17 protein-coding genes and 1 riboswitch are annotated in these 20,253 nt (G+C 63.4%); of the genes, 11 read left to right on the forward strand and 6 right to left on the reverse strand.

Going from position 1 to position 20,253, the window contains the following annotated elements; all coding sequences use genetic code 11:
• The first annotated feature begins 158 nt into the window (after window positions 1-158).
• The 4 genes from NKI18_RS13420 (at window position 159) to serA (ending at window position 5,107) form a co-directional block, all read left to right on the forward strand.
• Window positions 159-986 (forward strand): outer membrane protein, encoded by an 828-nt coding sequence (locus tag NKI18_RS13420; protein ID WP_352589941.1) that lies wholly within the window; start codon window positions 159-161, stop codon window positions 984-986.
• Window positions 987-1,218: 232 nt separating this feature from the next.
• Window positions 1,219-1,968: an outer membrane protein gene (locus NKI18_RS13425; protein ID WP_352450819.1), complete on the forward strand. Its 750-nt coding sequence runs from the start codon at window positions 1,219-1,221 to the stop codon at window positions 1,966-1,968.
• 182 nt (window positions 1,969-2,150) lie between these two features.
• A complete protein-coding gene (locus NKI18_RS13430) occupies window positions 2,151-3,326 on the forward strand; it encodes a phosphoserine transaminase (RefSeq protein WP_352621092.1) in 1,176 nt (391 codons plus the stop codon).
• A 182-nt stretch (window positions 3,327-3,508) separates the two neighbouring features.
• Window positions 3,509-5,107, forward strand: a complete 1,599-nt coding sequence (serA, locus tag NKI18_RS13435) for a phosphoglycerate dehydrogenase (protein ID WP_352450817.1) — start codon at window positions 3,509-3,511, stop codon at window positions 5,105-5,107.
• A gap of 59 nt (window positions 5,108-5,166) precedes the next feature.
• Here serA and NKI18_RS13440 read toward each other — a convergent pair whose 3' ends face one another.
• Window positions 5,167-6,069: a DMT family transporter gene (locus NKI18_RS13440; RefSeq protein WP_352621094.1), complete on the reverse strand. Its 903-nt coding sequence runs from the start codon at window positions 6,067-6,069 to the stop codon at window positions 5,167-5,169.
• Between the two features lie 321 nt (window positions 6,070-6,390).
• Between NKI18_RS13440 and NKI18_RS13445 the strand changes: the two genes are divergently transcribed.
• The gene (locus tag NKI18_RS13445) at window positions 6,391-7,689 is read left to right on the forward strand and encodes an adenylosuccinate synthase (protein ID WP_023680654.1); all 1,299 of its coding nucleotides are present in this window, start codon (window positions 6,391-6,393) and stop codon (window positions 7,687-7,689) included.
• A 72-nt stretch (window positions 7,690-7,761) separates the two neighbouring features.
• A complete protein-coding gene (locus NKI18_RS13450; RefSeq protein WP_352621096.1) occupies window positions 7,762-9,432 on the forward strand; it encodes a hypothetical protein in 1,671 nt (556 codons plus the stop codon).
• A gap of 31 nt (window positions 9,433-9,463) precedes the next feature.
• On the opposite strand, the gene NKI18_RS13455 is transcribed toward NKI18_RS13450, so the two are convergent.
• From NKI18_RS13455 to NKI18_RS13470, 4 genes are all read right to left on the reverse strand, one after another.
• The gene (locus NKI18_RS13455) at window positions 9,464-9,763 is read right to left on the reverse strand and encodes a CcdB family protein (RefSeq protein WP_352621098.1); all 300 of its coding nucleotides are present in this window, start codon (window positions 9,761-9,763) and stop codon (window positions 9,464-9,466) included.
• On the reverse strand, window positions 9,763-9,945 hold the full coding sequence (locus NKI18_RS13460) for a type II toxin-antitoxin system CcdA family antitoxin (protein WP_023680565.1): 183 nt from the start codon (window positions 9,943-9,945) through the stop codon (window positions 9,763-9,765). Before NKI18_RS13460 ends, NKI18_RS13455 begins: the two co-directional genes overlap by 1 nt.
• 117 nt (window positions 9,946-10,062) lie before the next feature.
• Window positions 10,063-11,883 (reverse strand): ABC-F family ATP-binding cassette domain-containing protein, encoded by a 1,821-nt coding sequence (locus NKI18_RS13465; protein ID WP_352621100.1) that lies wholly within the window; start codon window positions 11,881-11,883, stop codon window positions 10,063-10,065.
• Window positions 11,884-11,898: 15 nt separating this feature from the next.
• A complete protein-coding gene (locus tag NKI18_RS13470; protein WP_352621101.1) occupies window positions 11,899-12,543 on the reverse strand; it encodes a thiamine diphosphokinase in 645 nt (214 codons plus the stop codon).
• 127 nt (window positions 12,544-12,670) lie between these two features.
• Window positions 12,671-12,785: riboswitch (TPP riboswitch) on the forward strand.
• A gap of 43 nt (window positions 12,786-12,828) precedes the next feature.
• Here NKI18_RS13470 and thiB point away from each other — a divergent pair.
• The 4 genes from thiB (at window position 12,829) to NKI18_RS13490 (ending at window position 18,225) form a co-directional block, all read left to right on the forward strand.
• Window positions 12,829-13,842 (forward strand): thiamine ABC transporter substrate binding subunit, encoded by a 1,014-nt coding sequence (gene thiB, locus NKI18_RS13475; protein ID WP_352621103.1) that lies wholly within the window; start codon window positions 12,829-12,831, stop codon window positions 13,840-13,842.
• A gap of 251 nt (window positions 13,843-14,093) precedes the next feature.
• Window positions 14,094-15,713: a thiamine/thiamine pyrophosphate ABC transporter permease gene (gene thiP / locus NKI18_RS13480; RefSeq protein WP_352621105.1), complete on the forward strand. Its 1,620-nt coding sequence runs from the start codon at window positions 14,094-14,096 to the stop codon at window positions 15,711-15,713.
• Window positions 15,710-16,501, forward strand: coding sequence for a thiamine ABC transporter ATP-binding protein (thiQ, locus tag NKI18_RS13485; RefSeq protein ID WP_352621107.1), 792 nt, complete (start codon window positions 15,710-15,712; stop codon window positions 16,499-16,501). The genes thiP and thiQ overlap by 4 nt, the downstream gene beginning before the upstream one ends.
• Window positions 16,502-16,755: 254 nt before the next feature.
• A complete protein-coding gene (locus tag NKI18_RS13490; RefSeq protein WP_352621109.1) occupies window positions 16,756-18,225 on the forward strand; it encodes a M48 family metalloprotease in 1,470 nt (489 codons plus the stop codon).
• A 13-nt stretch (window positions 18,226-18,238) separates the two neighbouring features.
• Here NKI18_RS13490 and NKI18_RS13495 read toward each other — a convergent pair whose 3' ends face one another.
• The gene (locus tag NKI18_RS13495; protein WP_023680558.1) at window positions 18,239-19,096 is read right to left on the reverse strand and encodes an RNA polymerase factor sigma-32; all 858 of its coding nucleotides are present in this window, start codon (window positions 19,094-19,096) and stop codon (window positions 18,239-18,241) included.
• A gap of 325 nt (window positions 19,097-19,421) precedes the next feature.
• Between NKI18_RS13495 and NKI18_RS13500 the strand changes: the two genes are divergently transcribed.
• Window positions 19,422-20,195: an amino acid ABC transporter substrate-binding protein gene (locus tag NKI18_RS13500; RefSeq protein WP_023721021.1), complete on the forward strand. Its 774-nt coding sequence runs from the start codon at window positions 19,422-19,424 to the stop codon at window positions 20,193-20,195.
• Window positions 20,196-20,253 lie beyond the last annotated feature (58 nt).

Consider the following 20,253-nt stretch of genomic DNA (forward strand, 5'->3'; position numbering starts at 1 on the left):
GCCTGCAGCAACGGCCGCCAGATTGCTCGACTTTTAGAGATTCGTGGTTAATCAATACGGTTAAACGCCTTTTAACCTTTCCGATTCATTATCCACAACTGAGGTCAATCACATTTCGGGCGCGTTCGCCGTTCGAGGGTTTCTCAGGGGTGATAAGCATGTTCAACACAGCAAGAATGGCTCTCCTGGCCGCGGTGTTTGCCGGCGCCGGGCCGGCATTCGCCGCCGATTTCGTCGAGCCGCCCGTCGTCGAGGAGGCGCCGCCACCGATCGCCTACGAGCAGCCGGCCGACTTTGGCGGCTGGTATATCCGTGGCGACATCGACTATCACTGGTCGAAGTTTCGCGGCGCCGACTATATCACCTACGGACCGCCTCCCGGAACCGGCACTTTTGACAGCGGCAAGCTGAAGAGTGCTTTCTCGGCCGGTGCCGGCGTTGGCTATCAAATCGACCGGCACTTCCGCACCGACTTGACCGCGGACTGGATGAGCAAATCCACCTTCCGCGGCTCGACCAGCGGCATCTGCCTTGATGGAGATCCTTGTACTTCGGTCGACACCTCGTCCTATACCGCGCTGCTGCTGCTCGCCAACGCCTATGTCGATATCGGCACATGGCACGGTATCACGCCCTATGTCGGCGCCGGCATCGGCGGCGCCTGGGTTAAGTGGGATACACTCCACAACAGCGATGAAGACGGTGAATTCTTCCACCGCGGCGGCAAGGGCTGGCGTTTTGCCTATGCTGCCATGGTTGGCGCATCCTACTGTTTGACCGATCGCGTCAAACTCGACGTCGGCTACCGCTACAGCCATATAAACGGTGGGAAGATGTTCGACTTCGGCAGCGGCGTCGGCCCCGGCTATGACAATGGCATCAATGTTCATGAGGTGCGCGGCGGCCTGCGCTACCAGTTCGGCAGATCGGACTGCGTTGAACCGGAACCTTATGTTCCGGAACCCGAGCCCGTCTACACCAAGTAGTCGCTTCGAAATCGAGGAATTCGTTGACCGCCCGGCTGATGCCGGGCGGTTTCGTTTGGCTGCCTAAACATGCTGCGGCGCTCTGTAACACCGTCCGGCTCGAGGAGCGAAGGCGGATCAAATCAATTGCTAACGCCTTGTTATCCTTAACCCGCACTTAACCACTATGGTTAACAATGCTGTCTGAAACGGCGCGCGATCGCGAATGCGCCAAGTTCGGGAGCCGAGGACCATGACATTCAAATCGCCTGTAGCACTGGCGCTTGCAGCAGTCGTCCTGGTGCCGCTGACGCCGGCGCTTGGCGCCGATTACGAACCGCCGGTCTATGTCGACCAGGCGCCCGACTATGTACCGGTCGAGGTTGGCTCGGGATGGTATCTGCGTGGCGATGTCTCCTATCTGGTGCAGAAGAGCTTCAAGGATGAGCATTTCGCCTTTACACCCGCGAGCTTCGACGAAAAGGAAGATCCCATCTTCGCCAGCATCGGCTTCGGCTACCATTTCAACGACTATCTGCGCGCCGATCTCAATGTGGGCTATCTTCCCGGCAACAAGATCGACGTCGGCTATAACGACGGAACGACCGTGGCATCGGCGACCCTGAAGAACTATGCCTTCTCAGGCATACTCAATGGCTATGTCGATCTTGGGACCTATGTCGGAATCACACCTTATCTCGGCGCTGGTGTCGGTATCCTGCAGAGCAAGCGTCGCCTCTCGGCGAGCTACTTCACCGACAACGCCGACCCCACCGACGATTTCGTCCTGCGTGACAACAAGACCCAATACTCCTTCGCCTACACGCTGAATGCCGGCCTTGCCTACCAAGTGTCCAAGAACGTCTCAGTCGATCTGGGCTATCAGTATTTTTCCGCGCCAGACGCCGAATATGTGACTGCCGAGAGCCTGACTTCCTTTCCGATCCGCAAAGGAATCAACAATCATCAAGTCAAAGTCGGACTACGCTACGATCTCTGGTAGGCTCGATCGAAGCCGAGGCGTTGACAATGGCGGGTCGTAGGCCCGCCGTTTGCGTTTCGCCGCCGGCAATATCCCGGCAGCGACAAAAACTTTCCCCTTGACGCCGAAAGCCTGAACGCATATCGCCGTCCGTGGGCCACCCCTCCCCAACGAGGGGCCACTATCTGGAAGGATAGACCACGATGACGACGCATACGAAGCCCGGATTCCGTCCGGCAAATCCCAATTTTTCCTCAGGTCCCTGTGCAAAACGCCCCGGCTGGTCGGTCGAGGCGCTCAAAAATGCCGCGCTCGCGCGCTCGCACCGTGCCAAGATCGGCAAGACCAAGCTCGAACAAGCGATCGAGCTGACGCGGGAAATCCTCCAGGTTCCGGCGGATTACCGCATCGGCATCGTGCCGGCCTCGGATACCGGCGCGGTCGAAATGGCGCTGTGGTCGCTGCTCGGCGAACGCGGCGTCGACATGGTCGCCTGGGAGAGCTTCGGCTCCGGCTGGGTCACCGATGTGGTCAAGCAGCTGAGGCTCGCCGATGTTCGCAGGTTAGAGACGGACTACGGCGCATTGCCGGACCTGACCAAAATCGACTTCGACCGCGACGTGGTCTTCACCTGGAATGGCACGACGTCGGGTGTGCGCGTGCCGAACGGCGATTTCATCCCGGCCACCCGCAAGGGCCTGACCATCTGCGACGCTACTTCGGCGGCCTTTGCGCAACAGCTCGATTTCAGGAAACTCGACGTTGTCACCTTCTCCTGGCAGAAGGTGCTGGGCGGTGAGGGCGCGCACGGAATGCTGATCCTCAGCCCGCGCGCCGTCGAACGCCTGGAAAGCTACAAACCGGCCTGGCCGCTGCCGAAGATCTTCCGTCTCACCTCGGGCGGCAAGCTGATCGAAGGCATCTTCAAGGGCGAGACGATCAACACGCCGTCGATGCTGTGCGTCGAGGACTATCTCGACGCGCTGCGTTGGGCGAAGTCGATCGGCGGCCTCGACGCGCTGGTCACCAGAGCGGATGCCAATGCCGCTGTTCTCGATCGCTTTGTCGGAAAATCTTCCTGGCTCGGCCATCTTGCCGTAGACCCGGCGACGCGTTCGAACACATCGGTCTGCCTTTCCTTCACCGATCCGGATGTCGCTGCACTCGACGCCGATGGACAGGCTGCGTTCGTCAAGGCAATTGTCTCGGTGCTCGACAAGGAAGGCGTCGCCTACGACATCGGTGCCTACCGCGATGCACCGCCCGGCCTGCGCATCTGGTGCGGCGCGACAGTCGAGACCTCCGATCTCGAAGCGCTGCTGCCCTGGCTCGACTGGGCCTTTGCCGCGCAAAAGGCGTCGCTCAAAGCGGCGGCCTGACTCCCTCCCCTCGAGGGGAGGGTGGCCCGAAGGGCCGGGTGGGGTCGCCTCCACCCGCTCAACGATCCGCCATCCAGAAAGAAAAAGATTTGGCCGCATCCGGCCGCAACGACCCCACCCCGGCGCTTCGCGCCGACCCTCCCCTCAAGGGGGAGGGACGCCAATCGCAAAGGACCAAGCCAATGCCCCGCGTTCTCGTCTCAGACAAACTTTCCACAACCGCCGTGCAGATCTTCAGGGATCGCGGCATCGAGGTCGACTATTTGCCGGATCTCGGCAAGGACAAGGAAAAACTGCTCGAAGTGATCGGCCAGTATGATGGGCTGGCCATCCGCTCGGCGACAAAGGTCACGGAGAAGCTGATCAATGCCGCGACCAGGCTGAAGGTCGTGGGCCGCGCCGGCATCGGCGTCGACAATGTCGACATCCCGGCGGCGAGCCGCAAGGGCATCATCGTGATGAACACGCCCTTCGGCAATTCGATCACCACCGCCGAGCATGCCGTCGCCATGATCTTCGCGCTGGCCCGCCAGATACCGGAGGCCAACGCCTCGACCCACGCCGGCAAATGGGAAAAGAACCGCTTCATGGGTGTCGAGATCACCGGCAAGACGCTGGGCATCATCGGCTGCGGCAATATCGGTTCGATCGTCGCTACGCGCGGCGTCGGCCTGAAGATGCATGTCATCGCCTTCGATCCATTCCTGTCGGACAGCCGCGCCGAAGAGCTCGGCGTCGAAAAGGTCGAGCTCGACGAGCTGTTCGCCCGCGCCGACTTCATCACGCTGCACACGCCGCTTACCGACAAGACGCGCAACATCATCGACGCCGCGGCGATCGCCAAGATGAAGACCGGCGTGCGTATCATCAACTGCGCCCGTGGCGGGCTGATTGTCGAGGCCGACCTGATCGCGGCGCTGAAGAGCGGCAAGGTGGCCGGCGCCGGCATCGACGTGTTCGAGGTCGAACCGGCGGACAACAACGCACTGTTCGGCATGGAGAATGTCGTGGCGACGCCGCATCTCGGCGCGTCGACCACCGAAGCGCAGGAGAATGTCGCCCTGCATGTCGCCGAGCAGATGTCCGACTATTTGATCAAGGGCGCCGTTTCCAACGCCATCAACATGCCGTCGATCACCGCCGAAGAGGCGCCGCGGCTGAAACCTTTCGTCAAGCTTGCCGAAGTGCTCGGCGCCTTTGTCGGACAGGTCACCGAGGATCCGATCAAGGAGGTCGAGATACTGTTCGACGGCTCGACCGCGACGATGAACACGCGCGCGCTGATCAGTGCCACCCTTGCCGGGCTGATCCGGCCGCAGGTCTCCGACGTCAACATGGTGTCGGCGCCGATCATGGTGAAGGAGCGCGGCATCATCGTCGCCGAGGTCAAGCGTGACAAGTCGGGCGTGTTCGACGGCTATATCAAGCTGACGGTCAAGACCGAGCACAGGACGCGCTCAATCGCCGGCACCTGTTTCTCGGACGGCAAGCCGCGCTTCATCCAGATCAAGGGCATCAATCTCGACGCAGAGGTCGGCCAGCACATGCTCTACACGACCAATGCCGACGCGCCCGGCATCATCGGTCTGCTCGGCACGGTGTGCGGCGAGAACGGCGTCAACATCGCCAACTTCCAGCTCGGCCGCAACCGGCCGGGCGGCGATGCCATCGCATTGCTCTATCTCGATGCGCCGTTCCCGGAAAACGTGTTGGCGCAGGTGCGCTCGCACAAGTCGATCGACTCCGCCAAGCGGCTGCATTTCGATGTGGGGATAGCCTGAAATTCCGTCGCCCCGTGTGCAGCAGCATGCGGGGCGGTGGAACGTCGCGGCAAGCGACTTCATTCAGCAGCGGATGCCGCCATTTTCCGTCCGCTGTATTCGGCGAGGCTGATGCCACCGAGCACCAGCGCGAGAGCCAGCGCCTGATAGAGCTGGAATGTCTCACCGACAATCAGCACCGATAGCAGCGTACCGAAGATCGGCACCAGATTGATGAACAGGCCGGCCCGGTTGGCGCCGATCAGCTCGTTGCCCCTGATATAGAAGATCTGCGAGATGACCGAAGCACCGATGGCGGTATAGAACGCGACCGCCCAGCCGCGGGCATCGGGGACGATGACCTTGCCGGCGGCAATCTCCCACAGGAAGAAAGGCAGCGATGTGACGAGTGCGGCAACCGACAGCGCCAGCATCAGGCTCTGCCAGCGGATGACCGGCTTCAGCCGCAACCCCACCGAATAGAAGGAGTAGCAAAGCACGGCGACCAGCATGATCGCGTCGCCAAAGTTGAGATCCAGCTTGAGAAGCTGGCGCAGGTCGCCATGGCTCGCCGTCACCGCGACGCCAATGATGGTCAGCACGACGCCAGCTATCTGCACCCGGTTCACCCGCAGGCGAAACAGCACGAAATTGGCGATGATGATCACGATCGGTATCGCCGCCTGCTCGATCGAGACGTTGATCGCCGTCGTGTAGTTGAGCGCCGTGTAGAAGATCGCATTGAAAAAGGCGAAGCCGCAAGCGCCGAGCCCGCCAAGCAGCAACCAGTGCCTGCGCACCACCGGCCAGTCTTGGCGTAGCGTTCCCCAGCCGATCGGCAGCAGGATCAGAACCGCCAGCAGCCAACGCAGGAAGACCAGCGTCATCGGCGAGATATGACCGACCGCCAGCTTTCCCGCCACGGAGTTGCCGCCCCACAGCAAGGTGGTGCACAGCAGGAACAGATAGGCGGCTCGATGCATCGTGAACTCCCGGCCAGGCAGAGGGAATTTGACGGTCGGTGTGGGCCTATTGCGACCGCCAGCCCAAGTAAATGATGTCAAAGGCGAAAATTGTTGTGCCTCGGAGCGTTTTGGGCGGCAAAGAGTGGTCGCGTTCGCCGGGTCTTGACGCTATAGAGCGACGTGCGTGCAATTGGACGCTACAAAGTACGCGTCGGAAGGCTTTAATCTCGCGTCGTGCTTTTCCGAAAATCGATTCCGATTTTGGGGGCCGATGCGATAGAGGCCTATCGTTTCGAATTGTTTCAAGCTGCTCGTGCGGCGTCTCAAGGGAAAAGAAATATGGCCAATGTGGTGGTCGTCGGCTCGCAATGGGGCGATGAGGGCAAAGGCAAGATCGTAGACTGGCTGTCGGAGCGCGCCGATGTTGTCGTGCGCTTCCAGGGCGGCCACAATGCCGGCCACACGCTGGTCGTCGACGGCAAGGTCTACAAGCTGTCGCTGCTGCCGTCCGGCGTGGTGCGGCAAGGCAAGCTTTCCATCATCGGCAATGGCGTCGTCTTCGATCCGCACGCTTTCGTCGCGGAGGTTGCGAAATTGAAGGCGCAGGGCGTCGAGGTGACGCCAGACCGCCTGAAAATAGCCGAAAACACCGCGCTTATCCTGTCCTTGCACCGGGAGCTGGACGGATTTCGCGAGGACGCCGCTTCCAATTCCGGAACGAAGATCGGCACGACCCGTCGCGGCATCGGTCCCGCCTATGAAGACAAGGTGGGCCGGCGCGCGGTCAGGGTGATGGATTTGGCGGATTTGGAAACGCTGCCCTTGAAGGTCGACAGACTGCTGACGCACCACAATGCGCTGCGGCGCGGGCTCGGCCATGCCGAGGTCACGCATGAGGCGATCATGAGCGAGCTGATCTCGGTGGCCGACGAGATCCTGCCCTATATGGACCGCGTCTGGAAAATCCTCGACGACAAGCGCCGCGCCGGCGAGCGCATCCTGTTCGAGGGCGCGCAAGGCACGTTGCTCGACATCGACCACGGCACCTATCCGTTCGTCACCTCGTCCAATACGGTTGCCGGTCAGGCCGCCGCCGGGTCGGGTGTCGGGCCGGGCGCCATCGGCTATGTGCTCGGCATCACCAAGGCCTATACGACGCGCGTCGGCGAAGGCCCGTTTCCAACCGAACAGAAGAACGAGATCGGCGAGTTCCTGGGCACGCGCGGCCATGAATTCGGCGTCGTCACCGGCCGCAAGCGGCGCTGCGGCTGGTTCGATGCCGTGCTGGTCCGCCAGGCTGTCGCCGTCAACGGCATCAAGGGCATTGCGCTGACCAAGCTCGATGTGCTCGATGGGCTGGACGAGATCAAGGTCTGTACCGGCTACCGACTCGACGGCGAGGCGATCGATTACCTGCCGGCCAGCCAGGGTGCGCAGGCCCGCGTCGAACCGGTCTACGAGACGCTGGAGGGGTGGAAAGGCACCACTGCCGGCGCGCGCAGCTGGAACGACCTGCCGGCCCAGGCGGTGAAGTACGTCCGCTACATCGAAGAGCTGATCGGCGCGCCGGTCGCACTCCTTTCCACCAGCCCTGAACGGGACGACACGATACTTGTGACCGATCCGTTTCAAGACTAGTTTCTCAGCCTTCCGGGCATTGCGGCTGATTTGCGGGGGCCGGCCCAGAAACAAATGCAGGTCGACTGACGTATGGTAGATTTTGTTCCTATTCTGAAAAAGGCGCTCGATAAACTCGGTGAGCCGTCGGCGGAAGTGCGCGCCAGGGTCTATGACAGGGCCCGTTCGTCAATCGCGAAACAACTCGCAGAGAAGGCCACGATGACGCCTTCCGATGTCGACCGGCAGATGCGTGCACTGGAAGACGCCATCGCCAAAGTCGAGCGGGACTATGCCAAGCCTGCGCCGCCACCCGACCCGCTGGCGGAACTGGAGGACATCTTCTCCTCCATCGACCGCAACAAGAACCAGTCCAGCCATATCCGACAGCCAGCAAAGACGGAGCCGGCATGGCAGCCGGCCAAGACCGAGCCGGCAAAGACCGGGCCGGCCTGGCAGCCCACGCCCGCCAAGGCGGCGCCGAACTGGCAAAAGCCGCAGCCCGTCGCTCTTTCTCAGGAGCGCGCTGGTCCGCCGCCATCCGATATGGATCTTCCGACGGCTGACGGCCAAGACGGCGTTTTTCGGGGCGACGACTTTTCCAACGACGGCGGCCCCGCGGAGGACAGGTTCCAGCGGCTCCATCCTGCCGAGCGCAGGCGCAGCTATGGCGGTGTGATCGCCGCCGCCATTGCCTTGCTCGTCATTGCCGGTGGTGGCTATGGCATCTGGCTGAACAAGGATGCGTTCGGCAGCATGCTCGGCCTCGACTCGACCAAAGCCGTCGCCACCGAACCGCTGGTAAAACCAGCCCCGGCCAAGCCGGAGGCCGATGCGGCCGTACCGGCCGCCGCGCCTCCGACGGAGGCCGGCGAGGGCGCGAAGTTCACGCAGCGCCTGACGCCCGAGGGCCACGAAGTCGATCCCGGCCCCGCGGCCGGGCAGGCGGGCATCGGCGAAGGCGAATCCGTCGCCGCACTGACCACGCCGCCATCGGCCGCACAAGCGCCGACCACCCCGGCACCCGCCGCGCCGGCACCGGCCGCACCCGCCGACACGCAAGCCACGGCCAATGCTCCAGCAGTCGATGGGTCCGCTGCACCAACTCCCGCAACGCCGCCCGCCAACGGGGCAGCAGCGCCTGCAGCGGCCGCCCCGCCGCCCGCACCGGCAGCGGCACCAACGGCAGTTCCGCCGCAAGCCACGTTGGCCGTCGGCCAGAAGGCGATCTTCTACGAGGAGCGCACCAGCACCGCTCAAGGCTCGGCCGAGCCCGGCAACATCGTCTGGTCGCTGGTGCAGGAATCGCCCGGTGGCGACCTGCCGCCCGAGCCGGCGATCCGCGCCGAGGCGACCATTCCAGGCAAGGATATCCAGTTGCGCATGACGATCCGTCGCAACACCGACCAGACGCTGCCGGCCAGCCATATTATCGAGATGATCTTCCTGACGCCCGACGGCTTCGAGGGCGGCGGCGTCGACAACATCCTGCGTGTCGCCATGAAGGGCTCCGAGCAGGATGCCGGAAGCCCGCTGATCGGCATCCCGGCCAAGATCGCCGACGGTTTCTTCCTGGTTGCGCTCAACGATACCAAGGCGGATGAAGACGCCAATCTGACCTTGCTCAGAGGCCAGGACTGGATCGACGTGCCGGTCGTCTACAAGACCGGGCGGCGGGCGCTGCTCACCATGGAAAAGGGCATTCCAGGCGAGAAGGTGTTCGACGAGGCGCTAAAGGCCTGGCAGACAAAGACGGCGGGGTGAGGCCGGCTCACCAGCCCAACGCCTCTCTGGCTCAGAAGCCTTGGAACAGCATGTCGAGCGCGCTCACGATGTCGTCGTGATGGCGAGAAAGATTTCCTTCGGCAACGGGCAATTCAGAGGTCATCAAGGCTGACGTGAATTGAGTGACCATGACATGGTCCTTACCGTTGATGGTGAAGATAGGGTTTAGCCGGCGGCCCGGCACTGGGGCCTTATTGGCTGGCATCAGCGGGACGACGACCTTCGTGTCGAGCCGTCCCAGAAGGTCGGATTGGACATCGAGAAGGTAACCGTCGCCTTCGGCACTCTGGTAGAAATCATAACGTGCCATCAAAACAGCCGGTGCTTGGCCAGAGGCAAGCCGTTGCGCCTGACATAGTCATTCGAACTGTCGATCGCTTCCTTGTTTTCCTCCTGCCACCGGCGGTTTTTTTCGGCCGAAATCGCCTTGGCGATGCCCTCTTCCGCAGCGCGGGATATATTGATGCCCAACGCCTTGGCATCCTCGATCAATCGGGAGTCGATCGATGTATTAACCGACTTTCTTTGGGTTTTTGGATTCGATTGAAGCATACAGCCGCTCCCATTTATGCGCATAATGTAGGCGCATATGAGCGTGCATGCAACCTCTCATCCCTCCATCTCTTCCCTTAGCATCTCGAGTTCCAGCCATTCCTCCTCGAGCGCTGCCAGTGTGACGCGCTCCTTGTCGAGCGCGGCAATCGTCTTTTGGAACGAGGCCGGGTCGCGCTCGTAATAGGCCGGATCGGCGATGTTGTTCTCCAGCCGCGAGATCGAGGCCGACACCGCCTCGATCTTCTTGGGTAAGGTTTCCAGCGCGAATTTCTGCTTGAACGACAGTTTCTTGGCCGGGCCCTTCGGTGCGGCCGCTTCACTCCTGCTTGCCGCCGTCGCGTCGCCCGTCTCGGCCTTTGGTCGCGCCTTGCGGTCGTCCAGCCTGGTGCCGCCGCGCTGCGCCAGCATGTCGGAATAGCCGCCGGCATATTCGATCCAGCGGCCGTCGCCATCCGGCGCGATGATGCTGGTCACGGTGCGGTCGAGGAAATCGCGATCGTGGCTGACCAGGATCACCGTGCCGGCAAAACCGGCGACCAGTTCCTGCAGCAGCTCCAGCGTCTCCATGTCGAGGTCGTTGGTCGGCTCGTCGAGCACAAGCAGGTTTGCCGGCCGCGCCAAAACGCGTGCGAGAATCAGCCGTGCCCGCTCGCCGCCCGAAAGCTCGCGCACCGGCGTGCGCGCCTGTTCCGGCTTGAACAGGAAGTCTTTCATGTAAGAGACGACGTGGCGCTGCTCGCCATTGATGACGAGGTTCTCGCCGCGCCCGTCGGTGAGATACTGCGCCAATGTCTCCTGCGGGTCGACGGCTTCGCGCTTCTGGTCGAGCGTGGCGATCTCCAGATTTGTGCCGAGCCGCACCGTGCCCGCGTCCGGCTTCATTTCGCCGGTCAGCATCTTCAACAGCGTCGTCTTGCCGGCGCCGTTCGGCCCGACCAGACCGACGCGATCGCCGCGCTGGATGCGGGTCGAGAATCCCTTGACCACGGTCAGATCGCCAAAGCTCTTCTCGATGTTCTTGGCTTCGATCACCAGCTTGCCGGATTCGGCGGCGTCGCTGGCTGTCATCGTCGCCGCACCCTCGGCGCCGCGATGACCACGAAAGCGCTGGCGCATGGTCTGCAACTCACCGAGCCGGCGCATGTTGCGCTTGCGCCTTGCTGTCACGCCAAAGCGCAGCCAGTGCTCCTCGCGCACGATCTGGCGACCGAGCTTGTGCTGCTCGCGCTCTTCCTCCTCCAGCACCGTGTCGCGCCATTCCTCGAAATAGCCAAAGCCCTTGTCGAGACGGCGGGTCTGGCCGCGGTCGAGCCAGATTGTGGCGCGTGACACGCGCTCGAGAAAACGGCGGTCATGCGAGATGACGACCAGTGCCGAGGAGGTGCGGGCAAGCTCCTCCTCCAGCCATTCGATGACCGAAAGGTCAAGATGATTGGTCGGCTCATCGAGGAGGAGAATGTCGGGCTCCGGCGCCATGACGCGGGCGAGGGCGGCGCGCCGCGCCTCGCCGCCGGAGAGGTCGTTCGGCCGTTCCTCGCCGGTCAGGCCGAGATGCTCCATCAGATAGGTGGCGCGGTAGGGATCGTCGGCCGGCCCGAGCCCCGCCTCGACATAGGCGCGGACAGTCGCAAAGCCGTCCATGTCGGGCATTTGCGGCAAGTAGCGCACGGTCGCCGAAGGCTGGCGGAAGACTTCGCCGTCCTGCGGTTCGATCAGCCCGGCGGCGATCTTGAGGAGCGTCGACTTGCCAGAGCCGTTGCGGCCGACCAGGGCGATCTTGTCGCCAACTGAGGCTGTCAGGGCGGCACCGTCTAGCAGCGGCGTGCCGCCAAAGGTCAGCTTTATCCCGTCGAGATTGAGAAGCGGCGGCGCCATGTCAGCTTTCTGGGCTCAGCTTTCCGGAAGAGGGTAGGGATGCGCGAGCAGCAGCGCGCGGCCGCTGGCCAGCGCGATTTCCAACCGGCCCCTGACCTCGTTGGAAATGGTCAGCGACGAGCCGAACGCAACCTCGACATGATCGAGCGGCCATTTGGCACCGGTGACGCTCAGGCCGGCGAGATCGGAGAAGCCGAGCACCGAAAACAGCGTGCCGTCGGCATAGTCGAAGTCAGTCTTTCCCGGCAGCAAGGGAATGCCTTCCTGTGCGCCGCTGGTCAAAAGCACTTCCGTCCCGCCTTCCGCCAGCCGGACGCTTAGCGCCAGATGCAGGAAGATGTGGTCGGTACGTTTGCCGCCGAAGGCGCCTGCGAGCACAAGGCTGGTCGCACCACGTTCGAGTGCGGCGGCGATAGCGAGTTCACCGTCGGTCTTGTCTTTTTCGGCGGGAAACACCTGCCGTGGCACGGCGGCCAGATCCTCCGGCAACTCGGCAGGCACCGAATCGAAATCGCCGACCCAGAGTTCCGGCCTCAGGCCCAGCATGCGGGCATGGCCGATGCCGGCATCGGCGGCGATGACGCGCGAGCCTTCGACCTGGCGGTCGAGCAGCGGCGTGCGGATGAGATCGCCGCCAAGCAGGATGGTGAATGTGCTCATATCTCGTGGCCCTTACCAGCCCTGCCCCGGAAACGGAAGATGAAACGGCAGACGAAACGGAAGGCTGGGCTTTGGATGCCCGGCAAACTTCCGCTTGCGCAGCACTTCGGCCGGGCCTATGTGTCGCAACGCTCTAACGGGGTGCCGGACGCGATTTTCGCGGACCGGCTGAGAGGCAAGACTGCCAACCCGCTGAACCTGATCCGGTTTGTACCGGCGGAGGGATTAGACGTTTCGGACAGCCCGACGCCTCAATTCCTTTCAACGCGAACGAAGGAGGCGCCGATGCGCAGTTTTTTCCACTCTCTTGTCTCAATTGTCCTGCTTGCGGCATCCGCGCTCGCCCTGCCAGGGCAGGCATCGGCACAGGATAGACTGACGGTCTATACCTATGAAAGCTTCACCGCCGATTGGGGTCCGGGACCGGCGGTGAAGAAGGCCTTCGAGGCAGAATGCAGTTGCGTCGTCGAATTCGTCTCGGTCGCCGACGGCGTGGCGCTGCTCAACCGTGTGAAGCTGGAAGGCGCCGCGACCAAGGCCGATATCGTACTTGGCCTCGATACCAACTTAACCGCCGACGCCAAGGCAACCGGCCTGTTTTCGCCGCACGGCGCCGTGTCGGGCGTCAGTGTGCCGGGCGGCTGGAGCGACGATATTTTCGTGCCGTTCGACTATGGCTATTTCGCCGTCGTCTACGATACCGAAAAACTGAAGAGCCCGCCGAAGAGCCTCAGGGAATTGGTCGAGGGCGATGCCGGAGAGAAGATCGTCATCCAGGATCCGCGCACCTCGACGCCGGGCCTTGGCCTGCTGCTGTGGGTCAAGTCGGTCTATGGCGACAAGGCGCCGGAAGCCTGGGCCAAACTCAAGGCGAAGGTGCTGACGGTAACGCCGGGCTGGAGCGAGGCCTACGGCCTGTTCACCAAGGGCGAGGCGCCGATGGTGCTGTCCTACACCACCTCGCCGGCCTACCACATGGTCGCCGAAAACACCAAGCGCTACCAGGCGGCGTCCTTCGAGGAGGGCGAATATCTGCAGATCGAGGTTGCGGGGATCACCACCAAGGGTGCGAAGAACCCGCTGGCAGAAAAGTTCATTGCCTTCATGACCGGACCGAAATTCCAGGATGTCATTCCCGAAACCAACTGGATGTTCCCGGCCGGCAAAACCGACAAGCCGCTCAACCCGGCGTTCGACAAGCTGGTCAAGCCGACCAAGACCCTGCTGTTCAGCCCGGAAGACGTCGCGGCCAACCGCAAGGCCTGGGTCGATGAGTGGCTTGCGGCGATGAGCAGGTAGGGCTCAAGCCTCGTCGGATGTTTGCGCCAAGCCACCCCCCTCTGGCCTGCCGGCCATCTCCCCCTCAAGGGGGGAGATCGGCAGCTTTGTCGCCTCTCCTCGTCCTGCCACTTGTGAGATTGGCGAAGGCGGCTGAGTGCGCAATCTCCCCCCTTGAGGGGGAGATGGCCGGCAGGCCAGAGAGGGGTGGGCTCGGCCATTGTCAGGTATTTCCTTCGATCAACACCTGTCGTAGTGTCGGGTAGCACGACATGCGTACGCGTCATCCGGCCGATCCCCGCGTCACTGCCGGCATCGTCGCGCTCGCCGCCATCGCGCTGCTGATCGGCGGTGCATTCGCCGGGCTCGTCGTCGAAGCCACACGCGACCTGTCCGGCGCCGCCGCCGCTTTCGATTCCTATCTCTTGCGCGTCGTCCGTTTCACGCTCTGGCAGGCTCTGCTGTCGACCCTGCTCTCCGTTGCACCGGCGCTGTTCATCGCGCGCGCCCTGTCGCGGCATCCGCGTTTTTTCGGGCGAGGCTTCATCCTCCAGCTTTTCGCCGTGCCGCTGGCGCTGCCGGCCATTGTTGCCGCACTCGGTGTCCTAGCGCTCTATGGCCGCGCCGGCTATTTTGCCGGCACGCTGGGCTCGCTAGGCGGCCAGAGCTGGCCCGGCATCTATGGCCTGTCGGGCATACTCGTTGCCCATGTCTTCTTCAACCTGCCGCTGGCGACGCGGCTGTTCCTGGAGGCGTTGCAGACCGTGCCGGCCGACCAATGGCGGCTGGCGAGCCAGCTTGGCATGGGTGCTGCGCCGGCCTTCCGGCTGATCGAATGGCCGCCGCTGCGTGCGGCCTTGCCGGGCGTTGCCGGGCTCGTTTTCATGCTGTGCATCACCTCCTTCACCATCGTGCTTACGCTCGGCGGCGGACCCAGCGCGACGACGCTGGAGGTTGCCATCTACCAGGCGCTGCGTTTCGACTTCGACCCGGCGCGGGCTGTGACGCTGACCCTGCTGCAGATTGCCCTGACCTTCGTCGTCGTGCTGGCCTTGACGCGGCTCGGCGCCAATATGGTCGGGGATGCCAATCTGCCGGTGGCGCCGCGCCGGTATTTTTCAGCCGGTGCGGCCGAGACCGTGCTGAACGCATTGGCGATCGGGCTGGCACTGCTGTTTGTCGCCGGGCCGATGGCGGCCACGTTGGCAGCCGGGCTTGGCGCCGATCTCGGCCGCCTGGCCGGCGAGAGCGCGGTGCGGCAAGCGACGGCGACCAGTGCCGTGCTCTCCCTCCTATCGGCGCTGCTCTCTGTGGCGTTGTCGCTGTCGCTGGTCATGGCGCGCCGGGCGCTGGCGCTCACCCGGCGGCAGGGCCGGCGGACACTGCTCGAACATCTGGCGGACACCGGTGCGGGGTTCGTCCTGGTGGTGCCGCCCATCGTCATCGGTGCCGGCTGGTTCCTGCTCCTGCGCACCGTCGGCGATGTCTTTGCGCTCGCCCCTGTCATGGTCGTTGCGGTCAATGCGGTGATGGCGATGCCGTTCGCCATCCGCGCCATCCGCCCTGCCTATGATGCGGCGAGCGAACGCCACGAACGGCTCTGCGCACAGCTTGGCATCTCGGGCTGGAACCGGTTGCGGCAGGTCGACTGGCCGTCGCTGCGGCGGCCGCTCGCCACCGGCTTCGCTTTCGCCATGGCACTGTCGCTCGGTGATCTCGGCGTCATTGCGCTATTCGGCAGCGATTCCGTGCAGACCTTGCCCTATCTGCTGCTGGCGCGCATGGGCAGTTACCGCACCGAGGATGCGGCCGGGCTGGCGCTGCTGCTCGGCCTTGTCTGCCTGGCGCTGGTGCTGACCGCGGACTGGCTGGGAAGGAGGGAGAAATCATGATGCCGATCAGCCCGGAACGGTCCATTTCGGTGGAAAAAGGCGCAGCCGTGCGGCTCGATAATGTCTCGTTCAGCTATGGTGAAACGCCGCTTATATTCGATGTCGATTTCCCGGCGTCGGAAATCACCGCGATCATGGGGCCGAGCGGTTCGGGAAAGTCGACGCTGCTCAATCTGGTGGCCGGCTTCGAGACGCCGCGGTCGGGCCGCGTGCTGATCGGCGGCGCCGACCTCAGCACTGCGCCGCCATCAGCGCGGCCGGTATCGATGGTGTTCCAGGAAAACAACCTGTTTGCCCATCTTTCCCTCGAGCAGAATGTCGGGCTCGGCCGCTCGCCTTCGCTCAGGCTGAGCGAGGCTGACCGCGCCGCAATCGCCGCAGCGCTGAAGCGCGTCGGCCTTGCCGGCAAGGAAAGCCGGCTGCCGCGCGAACTCTCCGGCGGCGAGCGGCAGCGCGTCGCGCTCGCCCGGGTCCTGGTGCGCGACCGGCCGGTGTTGTTGCTCGACGAGCCGTTCGCTTCGCTCGGACCGGCACTGCGCGACGACATGCTCGACCTGGTGGCCGACGTCCATTCGGAGCAGCGCATGACGGTGCTATTCGTCACGCACCAGCCGGACGATGCGCGCCGTATCGGCCAAAACATGGTTTTCCTGGATGGTGGCACGGTTGCCGCGACAGGCACCGCGGCCGTTTTTTTCGTCGGGGCTGGACCGGAGGCATTCCGACGCTATATCGGCTCGGGTCCGTTTGCGGCTGGATCACGAGATGTTGCCCGGAAGCGGACATAATTTATGGTCAAACCGGCGGAAGGCGAAGCGGCGCTTGCTTGCCATGGTCGAGGTAGTGTGGCTAGGTCCGCCAGGAGCTGGTCCGGCTTAGACCGTGATTTGCCCTTGCTGCCTCGTATCTGTCGGACGCACGAAGGACGCCGTAGCACTTGATTTTGCGCGTGATGCTTTCCGGAAATCGCGCCCGATTTTCGCCGTCACGTGCCAGGACTTGAAAGGAAGCCGATCTGCCGACCGGCATCGACAATCGGAGGGTGAAACCGCTGGCGCGCTTTCTGGCGCTGGCCGGTCTCGCCGTGGCGCTGGCAAGCTGCCAGATGTTCACGCCTCCCGACGTGCAGGAATCAGGCTTTCAGCCCTCAGACAAGCCGATCACGGTCGACAATGTCGCCGCCAACGGCAAGCTCGCTCAACTGGCGAAGGCGCAGCACCCGCGCATCCTCGCTACCTATGGCGGCGAGTATTCCGACCCCAAGCTCGAGCGCATGGTGGCCAAGATCGTCGGCAGACTGACCGTGGTGTCGGCCAACCCAACCCAGACCTACCGCATCACCATCCTCAACTCGCCCAACGTCAATGCCTTCGCGCTGCCGGGCGGTTATCTCTACATCACCCGCGGCCTGCTTGCGTTGGCCAACGATTCGGCCGAGCTTGCCGCCGTCATTGCGCATGAGATGGGCCACGTTACGGCCAACCACGGCCTGCAGCGCCAGCAGTTGGAAGCCGAGGAGGGGTTGGCGACCAAGGTCGTTTCGGATGTGCTCGGCGACAACCCGACGGCCAAGGCGGCGTTGATCCGCGGCAAGCTGAGGCTGGCCCAGTTCTCGCGCAATCAGGAGCTGGAGGCGGACGCCATCGGCATCAAATCGATCGGCGAAGCCGGTTTCGATCCCTACGCCGCCGGCCACTTCCTGCAGTCGATGTCGGCCTATACCGATTTTCGCTCGATCAGCGGCGCCACTGACGCCAGCCTCGACTTCCTGGCGACGCACCCCAACACGCCGCAGCGTATCGACCTCGCGCAGCGCCACGCCCGCCAGTTCGGCGCGCCCGGTGTCGGGTCGCGCGACCGCGATTCATTTCTTGCCGGCGTAGACGGGCTGCTTTACGGCGACACGCCGGAGGAAGGCTATGTGCGCGGCGAAACCTTCCTGCATCCTGGCCTCGGCGTGTCGTTCTCGGTGCCCAACGGCTTCGTCATCGACAATTCGGCGGCGGCGGTGACGGCGACCGGCCCGGGCGACATGGCGATCCGCTTCGACGGCGTTTCGATCGACAAGAACCGCTCGCTGACCGACTACATCCGCAGCGGCTGGGTTGCCGGCCTCGACGACAGCAGCGTGCGCCAGGAGACGATCAACGGCAACGAAGCGGCAACCGCGCATGCCGGCGCCGACGGCTGGCAATTCGATATTGCGGTGATCCGCGCCGGCGGCCAGGTCTACCGCTTGCTGACCGCGGCACCTTCGGCCAGCACCTCGCTGAGCACGGTGGCGCGCTCGGTCAGCGGCTCGTTCCGCATCCTGAGTGCTGCCGAGAAGGCGGCGTTGAAGCCGCTGCGTATCCGCATCGTCACGGTGCAGCCCGGCCAGACAATGGGCTCGCTGGCCGCACAGATGGTCGGCGTCGACCGCAAGCTGGATTTGTTCAGGGTGCTCAACGCGCTGTCGCCGGGTGCCGCGGTTTCGGCCGGCGACAAGGTCAAGATCGTCACCGACAAATAGCAGCCGACGCGATTCAGGCTGCGAGAAATTCCGGGTTCTGCTTCACCAGCGCCGCCTTGAGCTTTTCCATGGCGCGCGCCTCGATCTGCCGGACACGTTCCTTGGAGATGCCGAGTGTCTCGCCAAGCGCTTCGAGCGTCGCGCCCTCGTCGCTCAGCCGGCGCTCCTCGATAATCCTGAGCTCGCGCGCATTGAGAGCGCCGAGTGCCGTCTTCAGCCACACCGAGCGGCGTTCGACGTCGATCGTATCGCCGACGACCTCATCGGGCAGCGGGTCATCCGAAACCAGGAACTCCATCCGCTCGGTTGCGCCCGCATCGTCGGCTAGCGGCGTGTTGAGCGAGCTGTCCGGCGCCGAAAGGCGGGAATCCATCATCGCCACATCGGCCTCCGATACCCCGAGAGCCGCCGACACTTCGCGGTAGAGCGTGGCATTCGACATCTGCTCGGCGCCGTTTGCCAGGCGGGCGCGCAGACGCCGCAGGTTGAAGAACAGCGCCTTTTGCGCCGAGCTGGTGCCGCCGCGCACGATCGACCAGTTGCGCAGGATATAGTCCTGCATCGAGGCGCGAATCCACCAAGTCGCGTAAGTCGAGAACCGCACCTCGCGCTCGGGCTCGAAACGGGCCGCTGCCTCCAGCAGCCCGACATGGCCTTCCTGGATCAGGTCGCCCAGGGGAAGGCCGTAGTGGCGAAACCGCGACGCCATGGAAATGACCAACCGCATATGCGCGACGGTGATGCGGTGCAGCGCGTGCTGGTCATTGTTTTCCTTCCAGCGCAGCGCCAGGAGATGCTCTTCGTCACGTTCCAGATAAGGGGCTTTCATCGCCGCGCGAACCATGGTCCGTCCTGCACTGTCTTCCATCATGCCGCGCTCCTGCTCCAGGCGTTGCGGTGCGATCGAATCGTGAGTTGGCGCCGATGGTTGAAATGGCGGCGCCGCGCCCTACAACAGCGAAGAACGTGCCATGCGGGGGAATGTTCCCCCGGACTGTCATGTCGATTGCGCTGTTCCAGGCGATTCGCCACCGGCCTTGGCTCAGCCGGATGGCGCCCGGAGATGCTGGTTGAGGATTGGATTTCAAGGGCGCGAGATTTTTGAAATTTAGTTTCTTATTCTGGCATCGCGCATCTGTCATTTTCCGGCACTCGCAATGACGCCGGACATCGGCCAAGGACGGGATCACAGAAAAATGAAATGGCTCAAATCGCTCATCATCGCCGGAACGCTGCAGGTTCTGGCCATCGCCGCCGGCCACGCCGGCGCCAATCTCGACCAGATCAAGCAGTCCGGCGTCTTCAAGGTCGGCACGGAAGGAACCTATGCGCCCTTCACCTATCATGATGCTTCCGGCGCGCTGGTCGGCTTCGACGTCGAGATCGCGCGGGCCATCGCCGAGCGCCTCGGCGTCAAAGCCCAGTTCCTCGAAGGCAAATGGGACGGGCTGATCGCCGGTCTCGATGCCAACCGCTACGATGCCGTCATCAACGAGGTCGGCATCACCGAGGCGCGCAAGGCCAAATATGACTTTTCGGATCCTTACATCGCCTCCAAGGCGGTGCTGATCGTGCGCGGCGACAACACCGACATCAAGGGTTTCGCCGATCTCAAGGGCAAGAAGGCGGCGCAGTCGTTGACCTCGAATTTCGGCAAGCTGGCTGAAACCAACGGCGCCGAGCTCGTCGGCACCGACGGCTTCGACCAGTCGATCCAGCTGCTTCTTACGGGCCGCGCCGACGCCACCATCAACGACAGCCTGTCCTTCCTCGACTTCAAGAAGCACAAGCCCGACGCCAATGTGAAGATTGCCGCGCAGGAAGAAAACGCCGACTATTCCGGCGTCATCGTGCGCAAGGGCGATCCGGAACTGGTGGCCGCCATCAATAAGGCGCTGGCCGACATCAAGGCCGACGGCACCTACCAGAAAATCGCCGACACCTATTTTGGCCAGGACGTTTCGAAGTAAAACGGCTTTCTCGTGTGGGCCGAATGCCGGCCCGCGTCGTTCGTATCGCGGCGAGCTG

Origin of the sequence: Mesorhizobium sp. M0800 (assembly GCF_040320095.1) — a bacterium.
Classification (GTDB): Bacteria; Pseudomonadota; Alphaproteobacteria; order Rhizobiales; family Rhizobiaceae; genus Mesorhizobium.

Coding starts and splice junctions, on each gene's coding strand:
- NKI18_RS13420 (WP_352589941.1), top strand. CDS start 159: ATGTTCAACACAGCAAGAATGGCTCTCCTGGCCGCGGTGTTTGCCGGC.
- NKI18_RS13425 (WP_352450819.1), top strand. CDS start 1,219: ATGACATTCAAATCGCCTGTAGCACTGGCGCTTGCAGCAGTCGTCCTG.
- NKI18_RS13430 (WP_352621092.1), top strand. CDS start 2,151: ATGACGACGCATACGAAGCCCGGATTCCGTCCGGCAAATCCCAATTTT.
- serA (WP_352450817.1), top strand. CDS start 3,509: ATGCCCCGCGTTCTCGTCTCAGACAAACTTTCCACAACCGCCGTGCAG.
- NKI18_RS13440 (WP_352621094.1), bottom strand. CDS start 6,069: ATGCATCGAGCCGCCTATCTGTTCCTGCTGTGCACCACCTTGCTGTGG.
- NKI18_RS13445 (WP_023680654.1), top strand. CDS start 6,391: ATGGCCAATGTGGTGGTCGTCGGCTCGCAATGGGGCGATGAGGGCAAA.
- NKI18_RS13450 (WP_352621096.1), top strand. CDS start 7,762: ATGGTAGATTTTGTTCCTATTCTGAAAAAGGCGCTCGATAAACTCGGT.
- NKI18_RS13455 (WP_352621098.1), bottom strand. CDS start 9,763: ATGGCACGTTATGATTTCTACCAGAGTGCCGAAGGCGACGGTTACCTT.
- NKI18_RS13465 (WP_352621100.1), bottom strand. CDS start 11,883: ATGGCGCCGCCGCTTCTCAATCTCGACGGGATAAAGCTGACCTTTGGC.
- NKI18_RS13470 (WP_352621101.1), bottom strand. CDS start 12,543: ATGAGCACATTCACCATCCTGCTTGGCGGCGATCTCATCCGCACGCCG.
- thiB (WP_352621103.1), top strand. CDS start 12,829: ATGCGCAGTTTTTTCCACTCTCTTGTCTCAATTGTCCTGCTTGCGGCA.
- thiP (WP_352621105.1), top strand. CDS start 14,094: ATGCGTACGCGTCATCCGGCCGATCCCCGCGTCACTGCCGGCATCGTC.
- thiQ (WP_352621107.1), top strand. CDS start 15,710: ATGATGCCGATCAGCCCGGAACGGTCCATTTCGGTGGAAAAAGGCGCA.
- NKI18_RS13495 (WP_023680558.1), bottom strand. CDS start 19,096: ATGATGGAAGACAGTGCAGGACGGACCATGGTTCGCGCGGCGATGAAA.
- NKI18_RS13500 (WP_023721021.1), top strand. CDS start 19,422: ATGAAATGGCTCAAATCGCTCATCATCGCCGGAACGCTGCAGGTTCTG.